Annotated in this window: 15 protein-coding genes; 6 read left to right on the forward strand and 9 right to left on the reverse strand. The window is 32.3% G+C overall.

Annotated elements, in window-relative coordinates; translation table 11 throughout:
* Window positions 1-61: 61 nt before the first annotated feature.
* The 4 genes from WAF17_RS03485 to WAF17_RS03500 all read right to left on the reverse strand — a co-directional run bounded on the left by WAF17_RS03485 (window position 62) and on the right by WAF17_RS03500 (window position 3134).
* Window positions 62-829, reverse strand: coding sequence for a 3-hydroxybutyrate dehydrogenase (locus WAF17_RS03485; RefSeq protein WP_338766296.1), 768 nt, complete (start codon window positions 827-829; stop codon window positions 62-64).
* Window positions 830-958: 129 nt separating this feature from the next.
* A complete protein-coding gene (locus WAF17_RS03490) occupies window positions 959-1600 on the reverse strand; it encodes a hypothetical protein (RefSeq protein WP_338766298.1) in 642 nt (213 codons plus the stop codon).
* A gap of 98 nt (window positions 1601-1698) precedes the next feature.
* Entirely contained in the window at window positions 1699-2415 is a 717-nt protein-coding gene (locus WAF17_RS03495) for a lysophospholipid acyltransferase family protein (protein WP_338766300.1), read from the reverse strand.
* Window positions 2416-2543: 128 nt separating this feature from the next.
* On the reverse strand, window positions 2544-3134 hold the full coding sequence (locus WAF17_RS03500) for a hypothetical protein (protein ID WP_338766301.1): 591 nt from the start codon (window positions 3132-3134) through the stop codon (window positions 2544-2546).
* Between the two features lie 225 nt (window positions 3135-3359).
* Between WAF17_RS03500 and WAF17_RS03505 the strand changes: the two genes are divergently transcribed.
* Window positions 3360-4082: a hypothetical protein gene (locus tag WAF17_RS03505; protein WP_338766304.1), complete on the forward strand. Its 723-nt coding sequence runs from the start codon at window positions 3360-3362 to the stop codon at window positions 4080-4082.
* A gap of 201 nt (window positions 4083-4283) precedes the next feature.
* The gene (locus WAF17_RS03510) at window positions 4284-5234 is read left to right on the forward strand and encodes a nuclear transport factor 2 family protein (RefSeq protein ID WP_338766307.1); all 951 of its coding nucleotides are present in this window, start codon (window positions 4284-4286) and stop codon (window positions 5232-5234) included.
* Window positions 5235-5361: 127 nt separating this feature from the next.
* Here the strand turns inward: WAF17_RS03510 and WAF17_RS03515 are convergent, their stop codons facing one another.
* A complete protein-coding gene (locus WAF17_RS03515; protein WP_338766310.1) occupies window positions 5362-6135 on the reverse strand; it encodes a YdcF family protein in 774 nt (257 codons plus the stop codon).
* A 202-nt stretch (window positions 6136-6337) separates the two neighbouring features.
* The gene (locus WAF17_RS03520) at window positions 6338-7159 is read right to left on the reverse strand and encodes a VanW family protein (RefSeq protein WP_338766311.1); all 822 of its coding nucleotides are present in this window, start codon (window positions 7157-7159) and stop codon (window positions 6338-6340) included.
* Window positions 7160-7335: 176 nt separating this feature from the next.
* On the opposite strand from WAF17_RS03520, the gene WAF17_RS03525 reads away from it, so the two are divergent.
* Together WAF17_RS03525 and WAF17_RS03530 are read left to right on the forward strand one after the other, a co-directional pair.
* Complete coding sequence (locus WAF17_RS03525; protein WP_338766313.1) at window positions 7336-11622, forward strand: CHAT domain-containing protein; 4287 nt, start codon at window positions 7336-7338, stop codon at window positions 11620-11622.
* A 136-nt stretch (window positions 11623-11758) separates the two neighbouring features.
* A complete protein-coding gene (locus tag WAF17_RS03530) occupies window positions 11759-12289 on the forward strand; it encodes an inorganic diphosphatase (protein WP_338766315.1) in 531 nt (176 codons plus the stop codon).
* 288 nt (window positions 12290-12577) lie between these two features.
* On the opposite strand, the gene WAF17_RS03535 is transcribed toward WAF17_RS03530, so the two are convergent.
* Together WAF17_RS03535 and recQ are read right to left on the reverse strand one after the other, a co-directional pair.
* Window positions 12578-13447, reverse strand: coding sequence for a transketolase (locus WAF17_RS03535; protein ID WP_338766317.1), 870 nt, complete (start codon window positions 13445-13447; stop codon window positions 12578-12580).
* A 281-nt stretch (window positions 13448-13728) separates the two neighbouring features.
* Entirely contained in the window at window positions 13729-15882 is a 2154-nt protein-coding gene (gene recQ, locus WAF17_RS03540; RefSeq protein ID WP_338766320.1) for a DNA helicase RecQ, read from the reverse strand.
* Between the two features lie 236 nt (window positions 15883-16118).
* On the opposite strand from recQ, the gene WAF17_RS03545 reads away from it, so the two are divergent.
* Window positions 16119-17024, forward strand: coding sequence for a CorA family divalent cation transporter (locus WAF17_RS03545; protein ID WP_338766322.1), 906 nt, complete (start codon window positions 16119-16121; stop codon window positions 17022-17024).
* A 216-nt stretch (window positions 17025-17240) separates the two neighbouring features.
* Window positions 17241-18485 carry a hypothetical protein gene (locus WAF17_RS03550; protein ID WP_338766324.1) on the forward strand — a complete coding sequence of 415 codons (1245 nt, stop codon included), beginning with the start codon at window positions 17241-17243 and terminating at the stop codon, window positions 18483-18485.
* 70 nt (window positions 18486-18555) lie between these two features.
* On the opposite strand, the gene WAF17_RS03555 is transcribed toward WAF17_RS03550, so the two are convergent.
* Window positions 18556-19164 carry a bifunctional nuclease family protein gene (locus tag WAF17_RS03555; protein WP_338766327.1) on the reverse strand — a complete coding sequence of 203 codons (609 nt, stop codon included), beginning with the start codon at window positions 19162-19164 and terminating at the stop codon, window positions 18556-18558.
* Window positions 19165-19199 lie beyond the last annotated feature (35 nt).

Here is a 19199-nt window from a genome sequence, read left to right on the forward strand (position 1 = left end):
ATAAAATTAAAGGGAACAAACATATCTTGTTTATTCCCTTTATTATTTTGATATTTTTTAACTATTGAGCTGTCCAACCTCCATCAATTGGAATAGCTGTTCCTGTAAATGTACTGGCTTCTTTTGAGGCTAAAAATAAAGCCATTCCTACAAGAGCTTCAATAGAAACAAAATCTTTTACAGCCTGTTTTTTGAGCATTACTTTTTCTACTACTTCATCTTCACTCATTCCGTGTGTTTTGGCTTGGTCTGCAATCTGTTTTTCTACTAAAGGCGTTTTGACATACCCTGGACAGATAGCATTTGCAGTAATATTATAAGGCGCACCTTCTAAACTCAATACTTTTGTAAGCCCAACAATTCCATGTTTGGCAGCTACATAAGCTGATTTAAACTCTGAAGCACGAAGTCCGTGAGCAGAAGCAATATTGATAATTCTACCAAATTTTTGTTTTTTCATGTCTTCCCAAACAGCTTGTGAAGTATGAAAAGCCGAACTCAAATTGATGCCAATAATAGCATTCCATTTTGCAGCAGGAAATTCATCAATAGGCGAAACAAACTGAATACCTGCATTATTTATCAAGACATCAATAGTTCCAAATTTTTGTTTTGCTTCATCTATCATTTGATTGATTTGCTCTGGATAAAGCATATTTGCATCAGAAAACATCGTCTGAACGCCATGTTCTTTTGCTACATTGGCCGCTATTTCTGCGCCATTATCCTCCAATCCATTAAAGACTACATTGTAACCTGCCTTTGCAAAATGCTTTGCGATACCTAAACCAATTCCACTTGTGCTTCCTGTAATGAGTACTGTTGCCATAAAAAATGTTGTTGAGTAGTCGTCGGTGGAGACACCGACAACGGCTGTTTATAAGTTAAAAAATAAAATTCTGGTAAATTTATTATATTTTGGCGTTGTTGGTGTCCTTATCAACGACAAATCTATCAATCAATTTATGGAATAATTAACTAAGAAAGCAGCCAAACGTTTAAAATTTGATTGAATACTTTCATTTGCTTTTTGATGAATCAGAGTTCTATAATAAAGCTCTACTAATTCATCGTATTTTAGATTGTTAGTAACTTTAGCTAAAACAATTCCCTTAAAAAAACGATGAAATTGATTATGAACATATAAAATAGGACGTTTTGGCACTTTATTAAATGTTGAATCTAGTTCTTGAAGGGAGTTTTTGTTTTCCAAAAAAGTCATTCCTTCTTCTGTCATAAATTTTATAAGTTCTTCGGCGCAAACTTCTAAGTCTTCTTCATTTTCAGCTTTGTATCTAAAATAGGGGTTTTGATTTAATTTACCTAAAGAAACAGAAATAGTAGTTGTTTGATTTTGAAAATCAGTAAGGTTTGATAAAAAAGGTTGGGTAATTCGTTCTACTTCATCTTTTCTTATTCCTAAAGTTACTTCAATCCATATTTCTTCTTCATATTGTGAAATAGATAAAATTACATTTTGAAAACCCATTTTATCCGTTTTTCTGAACTGACTATACGTATCTATATATTTAAAGCCCCATTCTCTGAAAAATGGAATAAGTTGTTTTACAAAAAAAGTTTGAGCTGAAATAATATCCATGAAATAGGAAACGGGGTTGGGAAATGGGAATTAGAGATTGAATATCATATTTTTATAAAAAAAGCCTTCTCATTTTAAAGAATGAGCTACATTTTGAGCTATATATTTTCTTTTATTGTAGAATCAATGAGTTGAAAGGTTTTGTTTTTCAAATCTTCTACATCTTTCTCATCCAAATTTGTGGTGTCTATTGGAGAGTGATAAATCATTTTACATTTATGATGGGTAAATTTAAAAGGCTGTTTGTCTGGAAAAATTATCCAATTATAAAGAATAGTTACTGGAACTAATTGTTTTTTTGTTTGAATAGCTGCACGAAAAGCACCATCCTTAAAAGGATTTAACTTAGGTTGGTTTGTACCAATAATTCCACCTTCAGGATAAATCAATACATTTTTTCCTTCTGCTAATGCTTCTTTTACTTTTTCAAAGGCTTCAATACGACTTGCACCCTTTCCACGACTTACAGGAATATGAATTTTTTTAAAAATATAACCAAATAGAGGAGTTTTGCTTAGCGATGCTTTTCCCATAAAAACGCTGAAATTAGGAACAGTCATTACCATTGCAGAAATATCAAGATAGGAAGTATGATTAGAAACATAAATATAATTTTGATTTTTGGCAGGTTCGAATTCCCATTCAGTTTCCATTTTTATTCCTATTCCAAAGTAAAGGATTTTTGCCCAAATTCGATATAAAAAGCCATTCCAATGATGCCATTCTTTGCGTTGAGTAGATAGCCATAAAGCAGGATATAAACATAAAAAGACAAGCATAAACCAAAACATGCACCAAATAGTGTATAAATTCATTTTTTCAGTTATCAGTAACCAGTTATCAGTAACCAGTTTTTTAGTTTAAAATATAATAAGGCAGTATCCCACGAATATTTCATATAGATAGAATAAATAATTCTAAGTTATTCGTGGGTTTTATTTTCTTACTTCCAAAGTGAGAGCTTCGAACAGGTCTGGCTCATCTGTTGCATTTCTGTATTTAGAAATTTTTCCATTACTTTTTCTTGAAATTCCATGCCTATCAAAATAAGCATTCCACTTATATTTCGTTCTTTGAAACGAACAATTGCCCCCACTTTTTTTTGTTTTTCATTATAAACATCAGCTACAACTACTTCTGCATTCGAATTTGGTAATCTAATCACTCTAAAAGCAGAAAGAATAAGACCTTCTGAAAGATAAGTTTTACTTGCTTCTCCATAAGCTTCATAAGTGAAATTAGCTGCCTGTGCAGAGGATTCTACCCATAAGAGTTCGTGCAACCATAAGTCAGAATCTTCAAACTCATAGGTATAAAGAAGCGAACCATCGCCATAATCTTCTTTTTCTATTTCTTCTCCTGCACTTGCGTTTTCATATACTATTCCTAAAGGTTCAAGGCTCTCTATGGTTGTGAAAAGTTTTCTTTCTTCATCAGAAATAATATCTTGAGCCAATAAGGAGTTTGAAAGTCCACTTATTAGAAACAAGAAGGCAAATAACAGAAAATAATTTATTTTTTTGTGAATTAACATAACTGACATATAAGTTTCTTTTGGAAGATAGATAGGGAGTTTCTTTTTGGCAAAGAAAGCAAATACTATTCTATTTTAATAGATTTTTATAAAAAAACGGTATTAAAACACAATTCGTTTTTTTTGGTTAATTCTAATAAGATGATTTTCTATGTATATTTACAAAAAACAACTTAACTTTGAGTCAGACAAAGCATTTCGTTTAATTTATAACTTTTAGCATTTATGAAATTTCTATTTTTTCTTCTAACAGCATTTTTTATTAGCTTTTACTCTTTCTCACAAGATACTACTGATGATTTTGATTACACCACTCAATTTGTATATGGTATTAATCTAAATACGCAGTCTGGTTTGATTGGTGGTTTTTCTTTTCGTTATGCCAAAGCCATCAATGAAACTATGTTTCATAGTTTTTCCTTGGAACTTGTTGATGTAAGACACCCAAAAGAACAACGAAGACCAAGTAGATTATCAGGCGAGTTTTTTACACCTGGTAAACGCAATTTTTTATATGTTTTACGTCCTCAATATGGTAGAGAATGGATTTTGTTCGAAAAAGCAGAAGAGCGAGGTATTCAAGTAAATGCCATTGGAGCAATCGGTCCAACTATCGGAATTGTAGCTCCTTATATCATTGATTATCGATTTGATAATGAAATAATACGAACAGAGCAGTACGACCCTAATATACATACTTCTTTTGAGTCTGTAGTAGGTACAGGTTCTTTTGCTCAACGGATGACAGATGCCAAAATACAATTAGGAGCAAGTTTGAAAGCATCTCTTGCTTTAGAGTTTAGTGCTTTTAAAGGTTCTCAAGTGGGTTTTGAGGCTGGAATGATGCTAGATGCTTATTCACAAAAAATAGAAATTATGGGGTTAGCAGATAACAAACAAATATTTCCTTCTGCATTCTTTACGCTTTTCTATGGAATCAGTAAATAAATTTAACGCTATTTGTATTTGCTTGGATTAATTCTTGTAAAATTGATGATTATCTAATTAAAACAGAATAAAAAACCGTTATTTCAGTCTAAAAAGCTATTTTTACACACTTATTTTTTAAATTATATTCGTTTGATAGGCATTAATTTATAATTATTTTAATTTTTACTTATTCAAACTCATTTTCAAATTTATATTTTTATGATACACTCATCATCTCCTTCTCATTCAATGAGAGCATTTCAAAACTCCCTTTCTAAGATTTGCTTTGTATTAATCCTATTATTTTCTTCCTCATTATTCTACTCCACACTATATGCCCAAAAAAAATCTTCCATAAGTGAAGAAGAAAAGCAAAAAGCAAGAGACAAGGCTGCCGAAGTAATTATAAAGAAAAACCTAATGGAATTTGCAAATGCTTATTCAAAATTAGGAGATACAAAAGACGTAAAAGCCGTAATGGAACATATGGCAAAAGATGTTACTTCTACGTTAGTTACTTTCAATATTTCAGATAGAGGTTCTGTTTTGAATAGTGATTATGAAGGTTTTTTGAGCTATCTGACAAAAATTACACGTACGGAAGGTTTAAAAATAAACTATTCTGTAAAAGATGTCTTGAAAAATGAAGTAAAAGGAGCTATTGGCGTTATTGTTTATGTAGTAGAATATGCAATCACGAAAGACAAAGATATTTGGTCAAAGGGAACAGAAACAGTTTCAATGGTTTTTAGAAATGAGAAAAAAACAGGAGACTGGAAGATTGCACATTATTCAGTTATAGGAACAGAAGACGAGCGCATAAAAGGTGTTTGTTCGTGTGAGTTGTATAAATCTAGTACAGGTGTAAACTCTGGAAATTATTTGGTAAAGACAATTGTTCCGAGTGGTAAAAATTACTCTACTATGGTAAGTAATTTTGAATTTCTATACGAAAATCAAGGAGGGCAAGATGGAGAACGTACTGTAAGAGTAGGCGATAATGTCTATAATTGGACACAGACGGGAGATATTTTCAAAAAAAATGCAGATGGAACACAAGGAGATTTAATAGCCAAATCACACCCTAATGATGAAGTTCTTGCTATTATGTCAATACTAAAATATGACGTTTATTCAGATAATTGCACAAATATCAATCTAAGAAGATAAATATTCAAGATATTTTTATTCTACAAAAAAGCACTTTCTAAAAATAGAGAGTGCTTTTTTGCTTTCCCACGATTAAAATCGTGAGTTTTATTTATACAAGAAACTTTATCTTTAAATTAACATTACTTTATAACCTCCCTGTCATATCATAAACTATATAACCCATCATTTCGTGGATAATCTTTCCCCATTTTGCCATTGCGTCTTCTGTTGGAATCAAACTCAAAATGGTAAGCATATTTTTTCTTTCAGTAGCGATGAAATCAGTAGAAAATCCATCAATATTTAATCCTGCTTCTTCAAAACATCCTAATGAACGTCTCAAATGGAAGGCTGAAGTAATCACTAATAATTGATTTTTATTAGCTGTTTGAAAACTTGATTTTAAATTTAACTTACTTTCATTTTTCTCTAAAAACTGTGCTGCAAATTGTGCATTCTCATAGGTGTTTTTTGAGTTAGACTCTATCAAAATATCATCCTCTTTTATACACATATCTTTTAGCATATCTTTGTATTTATAAGTTCTTTTGGGTAATTTTTCTTCGCCACTTACCCAATCTATTTCTTCTGACATTCCCACAATCATTATTTTTTTAATCTTACCTTCTTTATATAAGCGAACTGCTTGTAAGAGTCTATCAATCCCAGCACTCGCATAAATTCTATCTTTTGGCTCTTTTCCTGCGTTGCTCATTCCTGTCAGAACAATTCCTATTTCATAACTCTTAACTTCTTTTATTGGAGTTGGAGGAATCTCCCACAACAAATACATCTCATTTGCCAAAAATGGATTCGTAAAAAGTAAAAATAGCAAAACACCTACTTTGAGAGATTTAAGACACCATTTTTTTGAAAAAATAGCAATCAATAAAAAAAGCGTAACCCAAGTAATGGGCATCAAAAAATAAAATAACGTTTTAGATAAAAAGAAAAACATATTGTATTTGATTAGGAAATAAATTTTATGGAGTATAAACTACTTGAGTAAAAGCGAAACTCACGATTTTAATTGTGGTAAAACAAGTAGAAAAAGATAGAAAATAGCACATTTTATTTTTCCATAACTAAAGTTATGGGTTTCGTTTTTTAATTGTGTAACGCTACTGACTACTAATAAAAGGTTCATACATCAAAAGTGCGTGATTTTGGGCAATAATTTCTCTCACTATTTCTTGGTTTGTTTCTTTGTCTGTCAAGATTCTTTCTAATTCATTATGACGAGAATAACCTCCCCAATCTTCTTGACGAAAAAAATGTTTGTTTTCTTTTATTTCATAATTTTCTTTCAAGTCAATGTTTGTTAATAACTCTCCTTTCAAATGAGTTTCATTTATCTCAAAGTTTAATTGAAAATCTTGTAAAGTGGTATTTTTAAATTGCAAATCTATGTAATTATAAGCTACTGTTGCTCCACTTCCAAATGGAACTTTTCGCCGAGCATCAGGAAAAACATCATAACTATGTCGCCAACGTTCCGTGATTTGTAAGGGCGAGTGCAGCAAAATCCAATGCAAAAGATTAGCAAGTTGGCAAAGTCCTCCCCCAATTCCGATAGCAGCTTTTCCTTTCTCTAAAACCAATCCTTCCAAAAAACCTCGTTTTTTAGTTGGTTTGCCTACCAAAAACCAAAAAGAAAACGTCTGATTTGGTTTTATTATAAGTCCATTCATTCTGTCAATGGCAAGTTTCAAGTTTGTAATTTTTTGTTCTTGTAATTTCATATCTACTCCCATGAGTGGACGGAGGAGCATAGATTGATGATTTTTGACCAAAAAAGAAAGCTTCTTTTGGGTTTGTAACTCTTTGGCAAATGAAGTTGAATGAAAATACCAGTAAAAATAGCGTTTACTACGGTAGTATTGTTTGCCTAAGAAAGTTCTTAATTTTGTTCTTTTAATAGGTTTGGGTAAATAGAGTTGCATAAGGTAATGTTTTAATGAGTATTTTTTTGTAATTTCGGTTTACAATTTAAAATAAAATTTGGTTCATTAGTATTCTTATTTTACAGCTTTAATGCCATCTATAAATAATCTAATTTTAGATAGAAGATGAAAAAAGTTACTACTTTTTCAATAAAGACAATTATATTCTAATTTTTATGTCAAAAAATAATATACTGCTATTTATACTTTTTCTACTCTTTGCCTTACAACCTACTTTTAGTTTTGGACAGGAAAATGGAGCAGAAAAACAGTTGCAAAGAAACTTAGAAATTACCGAACGCTACTTTGAAGATGGAGATTATAAAAAAGCTCTATCAGAAGCTGAAAAGCTTTATAAAAAAACTCAAAAAAAAGGAAATATTGATTTATCTACAAAAATAGAAAAGTATTTAATCAAATATTATGAAGCGACAGGCGAAATTGCAAAGTTTCACGCCATTACAAAAAAATTTATATCTCATAGACAAAAGCAAGGAGAAAATAGTAAAGGATATGGACTAGCACTCCTACACGCTGCAAAATATTATGCTGAATATTCATTTACACAACAAGCAGAAACTTATCTGAAAGATGCTAAAAAAATCTTAGGCGAAAAACCGTCAGAAGATTATATTTTTTCAGATATGTATTATACACAATTACTGATTGATTTTCATAGAGGAAATTTTCTAAACATACTAGATTATCAAATTCAAGACTTACTTAGTGTTCAAAAATCACTTATCGGAAAAGAAACACAGTTTTTTAGTGATGTTAGTAAGCAAACAGAAACTCGCAGCTTGTCAGATAGAGAAAAAGTGAGAAAAAAAACAGACTATGCTCAAATTCTTTCTCTACGAGCAGATGCAGCAAGATTAGCAGGTAGATATGTAAAAGCAAGTAAGTACCTAGAAGAAGCTGATAATTTTATCAAAACAGAATTATCTACTCGTCAGATTGCTTACATTCGCAATCAATATGTTAGGATTCAGCTGATGATTGATAATGGAGACGAACGAGAAAAAATAAGAAAATTATTAGAAAAAACGCTCTATCGTGCCGAAAGAACTGTCGGAACGGTTCATAAAGATTATATTCAACTACATACTCTATTGATTGATTATTATGTCAATAGTGGATTTGTAATACAACAAGAAGAGGGGAATAAAGGGTTTTCTTTATTGCCAAAGTTCTTACAAAACATAAAATATAATACACAAAATATTCGTCAGCGTTGGGAATTAGAGCGAAATGCAGCAAAATATTATGGCACAGGATATTTACAATATTCTACTGCCCTTCAAGCAGATGCCATGTGGAATTATGAAAATCAACGTTACTCTCAATCATTAAAAACACTAACTGACGTATATAAAAACACAGCATTAGTTCCTGAAAATCATCAAAAACGTTTGGCTATCATAGAAGATATTTATTATGTTCGTTTGGCTGCCGATGATTATCAAGAAGCAGGTAAATTGATGGAAGAATGGGTAGCTTCTCATGAACGTATCCACGGAACAAATACACTTGGTTATCATCTAGCAAATCTAAAACTCGCCAAATTTTATTTTAATTATACAGAAAAGTTTAAGGAAGCAGGGCAGCTTTATGAGCTTCACATGAAAGCCTTGACAAATTTTGTAGAACCTCAAAGTCTTATTTATATCAATTCATTGAATGATTGGATTGATTATTATATGGCAAATGACCAATTTGAAGAAGCAAACACAAAATCGAAAGAAGCATTAGACTTAATCCAACAAAGATACGGTGAAAAACACCCACGTTATGCTGCCCAACTAGAGATAGCTGCTCGTCTGAATATGCAACAAAGTAATTATAAAGAAGTTGATGCACAAGTAAGTCAAATACTACAAATCTATGAAAAGCAGTACAACCCTTCTTTAGCCTTCGAACATGCACAAGCATTAGAAACATCAGCGCATTATTATATGACAATGGGACTTTATGAACGTGCAGAAGATTTACTAAATCAAGCTAAAAGAAGATTTAATCGTTCTAGCCAATCTATTGCAAACTCTAGCACAGCAGAAGAATTAGCATTTTTGTATATAGAAACAGCTGATTTTAGCGCAGCCGAACAGCTTTTGAAACAAACTATTGCAGAAAAAGAAAAAAGATATGGAACTGAAAGTCGTTTTTTAATCAACACCTACAATCAGAGTGCAAATTTAGAGTTTGCAAATGGGAAATACGTAGAGGCAGAACAGTTTGCTAATAAAGGCTTAACGATTGCTCAAAATATATTTGGTCAAAAATCACTTCGTACTGTTGAGAGTTTGAGTATTTTGGCAGATTATAACCTAGCTATTGGAGATTATGAAAAAGCACAAGAGTTGGCTCAAAAGGCACTAGCAATAAAAACCGAAGTTCTTGGAGAAGAGCATCTAGATAGAGCAAGTACACTTATTCAACTCGCTAGAATTAACTTTTACTCAACAGCTGACTGGGAAAAGGTTACTAAAGAACTTAATGAAGCTGATAAAACACTTGTTGATAATTTAGGAGAAAACACACCTGTTTATGCAGGATTCTTAAAGACTTCTGCCGAGCTTTATGCTGCTCACAAAGACATAAAAAATGCCTCTAAAAAACTAGAAAAAGCATTAACTATTTTAGAAAAAATTCCTTCTGCATCACTCGTAAGTTTGGCAGAAATAAATATTTTGCTGGGAGATTTAGAGATTCAACAAGATAACCCTGATAAAGCAAAAGATTTTTATGAAGATGCTCGTAAAAAATACTCAAAAGTATTTAGTGATGTACACCCGAAATATGTAGAGGTATTGGGGCGCATTGCTCGTATGTATTATGTAAAAAATAATTACAAGAAAGCAGAAAAGTATTTAAGTCAAGTTTTGGAAAAACATAAAGAATATATCAATACTACTTTTGCTGTACTTAGTGAACGAGAAAAGGCAAAAAATTGGGAGCAAATTCGTCCAGATTTTGAATTTTTTACACATCTTGTTATTCAATTGCAGCCTAAAAAGAAAAAATTATTACGTGATTTGTATGATAATATTTTGCTTACAAAAGGAATTTTGCTTGGAGAATCTCAAAAATTACGTAATCAAATTTATGAAAGAAGTCCTGAAGATACGTTGCGTATCAATTTTGAAAAATGGCAATTAAAGAAGATTCAGCTCAATTCAGCTTTGGCATTAAGTCCTGAACAGCTAAAACAGGAGAATATCGATGTTCGTACATTGCAGAAAGAGATTGAAGACTTATCAAAAATTCTCTCTCGTCAGTCTTCTGATTTTGCAGCAGCCACCGACCAAGAAGCAATTAGCTGGAAAGATATTCAGAAAAATCTAGGTAATAAAGAGTATGCTGTCGAAATTATTCGCTACCGTCAGTTTGATAAAGATTTTACAGATAGCATAAATTATATTGCTTTAGTTTTGCCTTCTTCTGGAAATATTAGATTAGCTCAAATGCCAAATGGTAACAAAATGGAAGATGGAGATTTACAGTATTACAGAAATACCGTAGAGTTTTCATTAGAAGATTATGATTCTCATGAGATTTATTGGAAACCTATTGGAGAAAAAATAGATAAAGATGCAGGTAAGATTTACCTCGCCTGTGATGGTGTTTATAATCAACTTAATGTAGAAACATTTAGAATGGGAGAAAGTGATTTTGTAATAGATAACTATTTTATTGCACAACTTACAAGCACTCGCCAAATCGCTGAAGCAGAAATAAAAAACACATTTCCAAACAACTTTGTTTTATTTGGGAATCCTCTTTTTTATATAGATTATAAAGGAGCGCAAAGTTTTCCTACTCTTTTGGGAGCAGAACGTGAGGTAGAAATTATCTCTTCTCAGCTACAAGGAGGGAATAAAAACGTAACTACTTATCTGAAAGAGAATGCAAAGGAAAAGCAAATAAAAGAACTGAATAGTCAGAATAACACTGTTTATCATATTGCTACACACGGTATTTTTAAGGAGGATATTTCAGAGCAAGAGCGTGAGCGTTCAGCCGTTTTGGGAACATACAATGACCCGCTGATGCGTTCGGGACTTCTTTTTACAGGAGGAGGAGATATGGTTCAGAATAAAAGTGTACACGAATATAACAAAGCAGATGGTGTCTTGACAGCTTCTGAAGTCGCTACAATGAATATTAATTCTCCTCTCTTTATTCTTAGTGCGTGTGAAACAGGACGTGGAGAATCTAAAGTAGGAGAAGGAGTTTATGGTCTGCAAAGTGCTTTTTTATTGGCTGGTGCTGATGCGCTTCTAATGTCTTTATTTAAAGTAGATGATGATGCAACGCAAGAATTAATGCGTATTTTCTATACAAAATGGAGAGAAACAGGCGATAAAAGAATAGCTATCAGAGAGGCAAAACGAGAACTTCGCAAGAACACAAAATATGCAGAACCTATTTATTGGGGTGCATTTGTGATGATAGGTAGATAAAGAGCAGTTGATAATTTTGGTAGAAAATTGATAAAGTAAGCTAAAAGTTTTACCTTTGCACTCCCTTTTGTAAAAAAAGATTGGGCATATCACATAAAATAAAAATAATTAGTAATTATTATTAAATAAAAAAATAATGGCAGAGCAAAATGATTTTACCTTCGATGTTATCGTCGAAATTCCGAAAGGAAGTAGAAATAAATACGAATATGATGCTGAAAAACGCATGATTCGTTATGACCGTATGATTTTTTCTTCAATGCACTATCCAAGTGATTACGGATTCGTTCCAGAAACACTTGCCTTAGATGGAGATGCGCTAGATGTTTTGGTTTTAGTCTCTGAACCTACTTTTCCTGGTTGTTTGATTGAAGTTCGTGCTGTTGGTATTTTTAATATGACAGACGAAAAAGGACCTGATGCAAAAGTGCTTTGTGTACCTGTTTCTGACCCTATTTGGAATAGTATTCATAAATTTGAAGACGTAAACCCTCATTTATTGAAAGAAATTGGACACTTCTTTGAGGTTTATAAAGACCTAGAAAAAAAGAAAGTTTCGGTAGAAGATTGGCAAGACGAAAAACATGCTGTTGAAATTGTAAAACAATGTAGAGACCGTTATCAAGAAAATAAAAAAGAAGTATTTAATATTCGTCCAGGGATATAAAATATATCAAGCTTATTCTAAATTAAAAAGGCATAGATTATAATAATCTATGCCTTTTTTTGAAAGCGTATTTTATTTAAAAATGAAAGATTTTACTTTGTGTTTCAAAATAATTTATAATTATTTCATATTCAAAAAACGAAACCCATAACTTTAGTTATGGTCAAAAGACATGCTATTTTCTAGCTATCATGCATCTATTTTTCCCCACGATTAACATCGTGGGTTTCGTTTATTTATATAACTAATTTACAGAAATTTTATTCTTGTCAATATCAGTTATTTATTCTAATAATCTCCATAAGTAGATTCATTCTGAGCTAAAGCAACTTCTAATTGTTCGTCATTTGGAGCTACTCCGTGCCACTTGTGTGTTCCCATCATATAATCTACACCATGTCCCATTTCAGTTTTCATTAAGATAACTGTTGGTTTGTGATTTCCTGTAAGGTCTTTTGCTTGTCTGATAATTGGAATCAATGTATCAAAGTCATTTCCATTATTACACGTCAAAACATTCCAACCGAAGGCTTTATACTTTTCTTCTAATCCTTTTAATTCTCCTAAGCTCATTACATCTTCTACGTCTCCATCAATTTGCCTTCCATTTGCATCAATAACTGCAATTAAATTATCTACTTTTTGATGTGCTGCAAAGATAGCTGCTTCCCAAACTTGTCCTTCTTGCTGTTCGCCATCTCCCATCAAAATAAATACTGTTTTGTCATCATTATTCATTTTCTTAGAAAGTGCTGCGCCAATAGCTACCGAAAGTCCTTGACCTAGCGAACCCGAAGCAATACGAATGCCTTCTAGTCCTTCTTCTGTGGCTGGGTGTCCTTGCAAACGAGAGTTTATTTTACGGAAAGTAGCCAAATCATTGATACTAAAATAGCCACTACGAGCTAAAACACTATACCAAACAGGCGAAATATGACCATTTGAGAGGAAAAACAAATCTTCATTATTTCCGTCCATATCAAAAGAAGGATTGTGTTCCATAATCTCAAAATAAAGTGCTACCAAAAGTTCGGCACAACCCAAAGAACCTCCAGGGTGTCCAGAATTTACTTGATGAACCATTCTGACAATATCTCTACGGACTTGTGAGACCATATTTTCTAAAAATTCCTTGTCATTTTTTTTGTACGAAGCCATTTTGAAATAGATTTGAAATGAGTTTGTTAGTTGATTTTTTAGTGGTGGTGTAAAAAGTAGGATGGGTTATTTTGTTGTTGGTGTCACTACGCTAAAACACCAACAACGGCAGGTTAGGTATTTATGCTAACCTTGAAATACTTTAATATAAATCATACTTTATTAAAACATCACCATTTTTTTATAATTGCATTATCGAAATGCTCAAATGCTCTTATTTTACAAAAATACAAAAGTGTAGCTAAGTGTTACTATTCAAGTTAGAATAAACTAAAATAAATTTATGGAATTGTTTCTTGTTGTTTTTGATATGCCACAGCAGCACGAATTTTGACATAACTCATTTTTTCTTCTAAGTATTCAAATACAAATTTCATTCGGAAAGTCTCGTCTTTTGGGATTCGTTTTCTAACTGTTTTTATAGCTTTATCAATAATTTCGATTTCTTTTAAGCTTACAAACTCTAACCAATCAATCTCAAAACCATCTTGACTTGCTTTATACAAATGCCCCAACGCTGTTCCTTCTGTAATTTTTCTCTCTTCTGCTATTTGAGCTAATGATTTATTTTCTTTGGAAAACATTTCATAGGTTACTTGGTGCGAACTAGTCAGTTTTGCTTTGTTTGCCACATCTTGATTTTTGAGGAAACCTACTACTGCATCTAAAAATATTTGTCCAAATTCTCTTAATTTTACATCTCCAACTCCAGAAACTTGTCGCATCTGAAACAAATGAGTAGGCGATTTATCAACCATATCTTTGAGTGTTGCATCTCCAAAAACCATATAAGGAGCAATTCCTTTTGAGTCTGCAATTTGTTTTCTAAGCTGACGTAATTCTTCAAAAAGTCCATCTTGAAGTTCACGTTTTTTGCTTTTTGGTCGTTCAAATTCTTTCTCTCTTTCTTTTTTAGATTTGAATTCAAATTTAACCAAATCTACTTTCTTTTTCTTAAACAAAACTGCCTTTGCAGCCTCCGTTAATTTTAAAGCATTGTTTTGGTCATACGCAATTTCTATCAAACCCATATTGAGAAACTGTAACAAATGCTGTTGCCAAATTCCAGATGAAATATCCGAACCTGCACCATAAGTTTTTATTTTATCATATCCTTTTTCCAAAACTTCATGACGTTGTGAGCCTCTCAAAACATCAATAAGCATCGTAAAACCTACTTTTTCATCTAAGCGCATCATTGCCGAAAATGCTTTTTGAGCGATAACTGTTCCATCAAAATGCTTAGGAGGATTCTGACAAACATCACAGTTTCCACAGTTTTCTAAAAGTGTTTCTCCAAAATAACTTAATAGAATTTTTCTTCTACAAATTTGAGCATCTGCATATTGTTGCATACGGTCAAGTTTGGCAAGTTGTAGTTCTTTTTGTCCACTTTCTTCTGCAAAACTTTTCAGAATTGCCAAATCTTGGAAGCTATAAAAAAGTAGTGTATCACTTTTGAGTCCATCTCGTCCTGCACGTCCAATTTCTTGATAATATCCTTCAATATTTTTGGGAATATTGTAGTGCATTACCCAACGAACATTTGGTTTATCGATACCCATTCCGAAGGCAACTGTTGCACAAACAATGGGCGTTCGGTCTGCAATAAAATCATCTTGAACTCGGTTTCGCTCATGCGAAGTCAAACCTGCATGATAATAATCAGCCTTTACACCTGCTTTTTGAAGTCGGGCAGCTACATTTTCTGTATTTCTTCTACTCAAACAATAAATAATTCCTGATTCATTTGGTCTTCTCAAAATATAATTTACAATGCTATCCATACGCTTATAGGCTGGTAAAACATTGAGCGAAAGATTAGGACGATTAAAAGAAGCTACAAATTCTGTTGGATTTTCTAAGCCCAATTGACTTACAATATCTCGCCTCGTTATTTTGTCTGCCGTTGCTGTAAGGGCAATTATAGGGACAAACGGAAAACGATTTTTTAATGATTTTAGCTGGGTATATTCTGGTCTGAAATCGTGTCCCCATTGCGAAATACAATGTGCTTCATCAACTGCAAAAAGAGAAACATTCAAAGACTGCAAAAAATAAGTAAATGAATCTGTCAATAATTTTTCTGGAGAAACATAAAGGAGTTTGATAAGTCCTTGCTTTACTTCTGCTTCAATTTCTCTTTGTTCTCCTGCATCTTGTGAAGAGTTGAGATAAGCTGCCGAAATTCCATTTGTTTGCAGTGCATTTACTTGGTCTTTCATTAGGGCAATCAAAGGCGAAATGACAATACAAATTCCATCTAAAGTAACAGCAGGAATTTGATAACAGATAGATTTTCCTCCACCTGTTGGCATCAAAACAAGCGTATCATTTTTTGCATAGACCGATGAAATAATATCTTCTTGCAAAGGACGAAAAGACGAATAACCAAAATACTGTTGAAGAGCGTGATGAGCTTTATTGAGATTCATTTAAAGACAATTACGATTATACTACTGTTTATTTTATAATTTTAAAGATAACTCTTTTTTATAAAACGATGGTATTTTTTGCAAAAAACTATTTTATTTAGCAGATATAAACCAAACTTTACCATTACTAGTGTCTTCTACTAATGACTTCCAAAATTACTTTATTGAATACAGAGAAATATTCTTAAATTTGTAAGACTTATTTCTATTCTATCCTCCCAAACAAAAAAATATTTATGATAAAAACTATTCTAGAAGCCGAATCGGGTTATCAATGGGTAGATGTAATCAGTCCAAGTGATAAGGATTTAAGAGAACTTATTCGTCAGTACAAAATGCCAGCTTCTGCTGTTAAAGATTGTATGGCTGCTTTTCATATGCCAAAAGTAGAGCCGATAAACGATTGGACTTATTTTATCGTACGATATTACGACCTTTATTGTGAAGACGATGCAGATACGATTCAAGAAATTACGAATAAAGTAGCTATTTTTGTTAGTGAAAAATATATTCTGACCATACACAGAACAGGTCAGCCTACACTTGCACAACTTGCCAATGAGTGGAGAAACGGTTCGCATACACGTTATGAAAATAGTGAGCATTTTGCCTACAAACTTTTGGATATGCTGTTGAAGACATATGAGTTAGGAATGAACCAAGCTAGTGAACGTTTAGATGCTTATGAAAAAGAGGTTTTTAGAGAAATGAAAGACGGTTCTATCTTCGAAAGGCTCTATCAGCTCAAAAGACGTGGTTCTGTTTTTAAAAGAATGCTTTATCTTACCAAAGAACTCATTCAAACTTATATGAGGTATTCTAAAGACTATCCATTGGCGCACCATAATATTGAATTTTCAGATTCTTTATATTATAGAGTAGATGAGCTTCATGAAAATGCGAATAACCTAATTAATCTACGTTTGTCTTTAGCCTCTCATCGCACAAATGAGATTATGGGGATTCTGACTATTTTCTCTGTGTTTTTTCTTCCCCTTACCTTTATCGTAGGTGTTTACGGAATGAACTTTAAAGATATTCCTGAGCTAGAAGTAGAAAACGGTTATGCTATTGTTTGGATGGTAATGATTTCGATGGTAATAGGTATTTATTTTTGGTTTAAGAAAAAAGGCTGGATATAAAATAACTCTTAGGTTATCCAAACAAACTAAGAATTTATCAAGAAATATGACCTCAAAACCTACAAATTTACTTGTAGGTTTTTTTATGCTTTTCATTTAGCAAATCATTTTTTTATCTTTGATATAGTTATTCCCCTTAAAACAGTTTTTTTATAAAGAATAGCTGATTATTATCTTCACTTTCTGATGCTGAAATAAATCAAGCAAAATAAAATTATGAAAATAAATATATTACTCTGCATATCATTTCTAAGTGCTTTTATTTTTTCTTCTGTCTCTACTTTTGCCCAAACAAATGAAGCAAGTGGAAATGAAGAAGATACGGTGGGAATAGAAAAAGCACCTCCCTATGATAAAAAGTGGAGTGTTGATATTACAGGAAGCTTTTTTGAAAATCAGCGAACTGCACCTCTTATAATTATTGATTCAGTAGAAAACGTGTATTTAGCAGGTACATTTTCAGACGAACTCAAAATAAATGAACAGACAAGCCTAAAAAGCAAAGGAGGAACTGATACTTTTTTATTAAAATTTGATACAAATGGAAAACTAGTTTGGAAAAAACAAGCGGGAGGTATAAAAGATGATTATGTAGGTTCGATGCGAATTGCAAAAGAAGGAGGTGTTATTCTGTCAGGGCATTTTGAAGATTCTACTTCCTTTGATAGAGTAAAGGCAGACAAAACAGAAGGTGGCTATGTCGTTAATTATGATAAAAACGGAACTGTTCTTTGGGTCAAAACAGAAAACAAAACAGCTTACTCTCTCCCTCAAACTGACCGTCAGCTCAATCTTTATTTAGCAGAAGCCTATAAAGACAAGGTAAAAATAGACACAAATATAATAAATAACCCTACTCGTTATTACAATAGTTATTTATCTAAATATGATAATAATGACAAACTAGAATGGTTTACTATCATCAATAAAATGAATAAAAACGGTCGTGGAGAAGTCAAAACTTCAGATATGGCAATTGATGATGATGGGAATATTTTTTTAGGAGGAACATTCAAATACGCTCCTGTTTTTGATAATATAGGGATTCGAAGTGGTAAACAAGATGATATTTTTTTGGCAAAATATAATAATGAAGGTAAGCTAGGTTGGGTCTTACAACTAACAAATAGCGACGACGAATATAAAGTAGATAGAGTTTTTATACACGATGGTAATATTTGTCTTCGTGCATCAGCTCAAACAATAGAAAATGGAGATACTACCACAACACATCATCAATTTGAATACAACGAACAAGCTACTTCGGTAGAATATCACTCCTATTATGGCTGGGAAACAGGCGAGAATATTACAGGCGATTCGCTAAATTATCAATATAGCAACTTTACACAAAATACAGTAAAAAATACAGTTTATAAATTTGGAATAATAGGCGAGAAATTAATGCTTATGAAATTCCGTAGAAAGCCTTTGACCAATGCTAGAAAAGAAGATGAGTAGTATTCTTAAAAAAAAAAAAACCTTTCAAGTTAAAATTATTTGAAAGGCTTTCTTAAAAAAAACAGAGAAATTAATTCCTTCTATTCATTTCATCTCTAATTTTGGCAGCTTTTTCATAATCTTCATCTGCCACAGCTTTTTCCATTTCAGCTTCTAATTCTGTTACTGACATTGCTTCTAAAGAAACAGCTTTTTTCTTTGCTTTCTTTTTCTTAGGTTCTTTTGCGCCTTCTTCTTGCTCTATTGCTTCTCCTTCATCCGTATTTGTGGTCGTAATTCCAGCTTCACGCATAACATTATCTGTTGTGAAAATAGGTGCATCAAAGCGCAAACCAATAGCAATAGCATCAGAAGGACGTGCATCTACAATTATTTTCTTGCCTTCACGCTCATCTACATAAATCATTTCTGCATAAAAAATACCTTCACGAAGGTCAGAAATTATAATTTCATTAAGTTTGAATTGAAATTGAGTAGCCAAAGACTTGAATAAATCGTGTGTCATCGGACGTGTAGAAGTAACTTTTTCGATTTCAATAGCAATTGCCTGTGCTTCAAATCTACCTATAATGATAGGCAAACGACGATTGCCTTCTTCTTCCTCCAAAATTAAGGCAAAAGAATCAGATTGAGATTGGCTAGAAGAGAGTCCTAATATTTGTAAGCGAATTTTGTTCACAAGTTCGAGGTATAGAAGTGATTAAAAAAATATCT

The organism is Bernardetia sp. ABR2-2B, from assembly GCF_037126435.1.
Lineage (GTDB): Bacteria > Bacteroidota > Bacteroidia > Cytophagales > Bernardetiaceae > Bernardetia.

Coding starts and splice junctions, on each gene's coding strand:
- WAF17_RS03510 (WP_338766307.1), top strand. CDS start 4,284: ATGATACACTCATCATCTCCTTCTCATTCAATGAGAGCATTTCAAAAC.
- WAF17_RS03485 (WP_338766296.1), bottom strand. CDS start 829: ATGGCAACAGTACTCATTACAGGAAGCACAAGTGGAATTGGTTTAGGT.
- WAF17_RS03505 (WP_338766304.1), top strand. CDS start 3,360: ATGAAATTTCTATTTTTTCTTCTAACAGCATTTTTTATTAGCTTTTAC.
- WAF17_RS03500 (WP_338766301.1), bottom strand. CDS start 3,134: ATGTTAATTCACAAAAAAATAAATTATTTTCTGTTATTTGCCTTCTTG.
- WAF17_RS03530 (WP_338766315.1), top strand. CDS start 11,759: ATGGCAGAGCAAAATGATTTTACCTTCGATGTTATCGTCGAAATTCCG.
- WAF17_RS03495 (WP_338766300.1), bottom strand. CDS start 2,415: ATGAATTTATACACTATTTGGTGCATGTTTTGGTTTATGCTTGTCTTT.
- WAF17_RS03525 (WP_338766313.1), top strand. CDS start 7,336: ATGTCAAAAAATAATATACTGCTATTTATACTTTTTCTACTCTTTGCC.
- WAF17_RS03550 (WP_338766324.1), top strand. CDS start 17,241: ATGAAAATAAATATATTACTCTGCATATCATTTCTAAGTGCTTTTATT.
- WAF17_RS03545 (WP_338766322.1), top strand. CDS start 16,119: ATGATAAAAACTATTCTAGAAGCCGAATCGGGTTATCAATGGGTAGAT.
- WAF17_RS03515 (WP_338766310.1), bottom strand. CDS start 6,135: ATGCCCATTACTTGGGTTACGCTTTTTTTATTGATTGCTATTTTTTCA.
- WAF17_RS03520 (WP_338766311.1), bottom strand. CDS start 7,159: ATGCAACTCTATTTACCCAAACCTATTAAAAGAACAAAATTAAGAACT.
- recQ (WP_338766320.1), bottom strand. CDS start 15,882: ATGAATCTCAATAAAGCTCATCACGCTCTTCAACAGTATTTTGGTTAT.
- WAF17_RS03490 (WP_338766298.1), bottom strand. CDS start 1,600: ATGGATATTATTTCAGCTCAAACTTTTTTTGTAAAACAACTTATTCCA.
- WAF17_RS03535 (WP_338766317.1), bottom strand. CDS start 13,447: ATGGCTTCGTACAAAAAAAATGACAAGGAATTTTTAGAAAATATGGTC.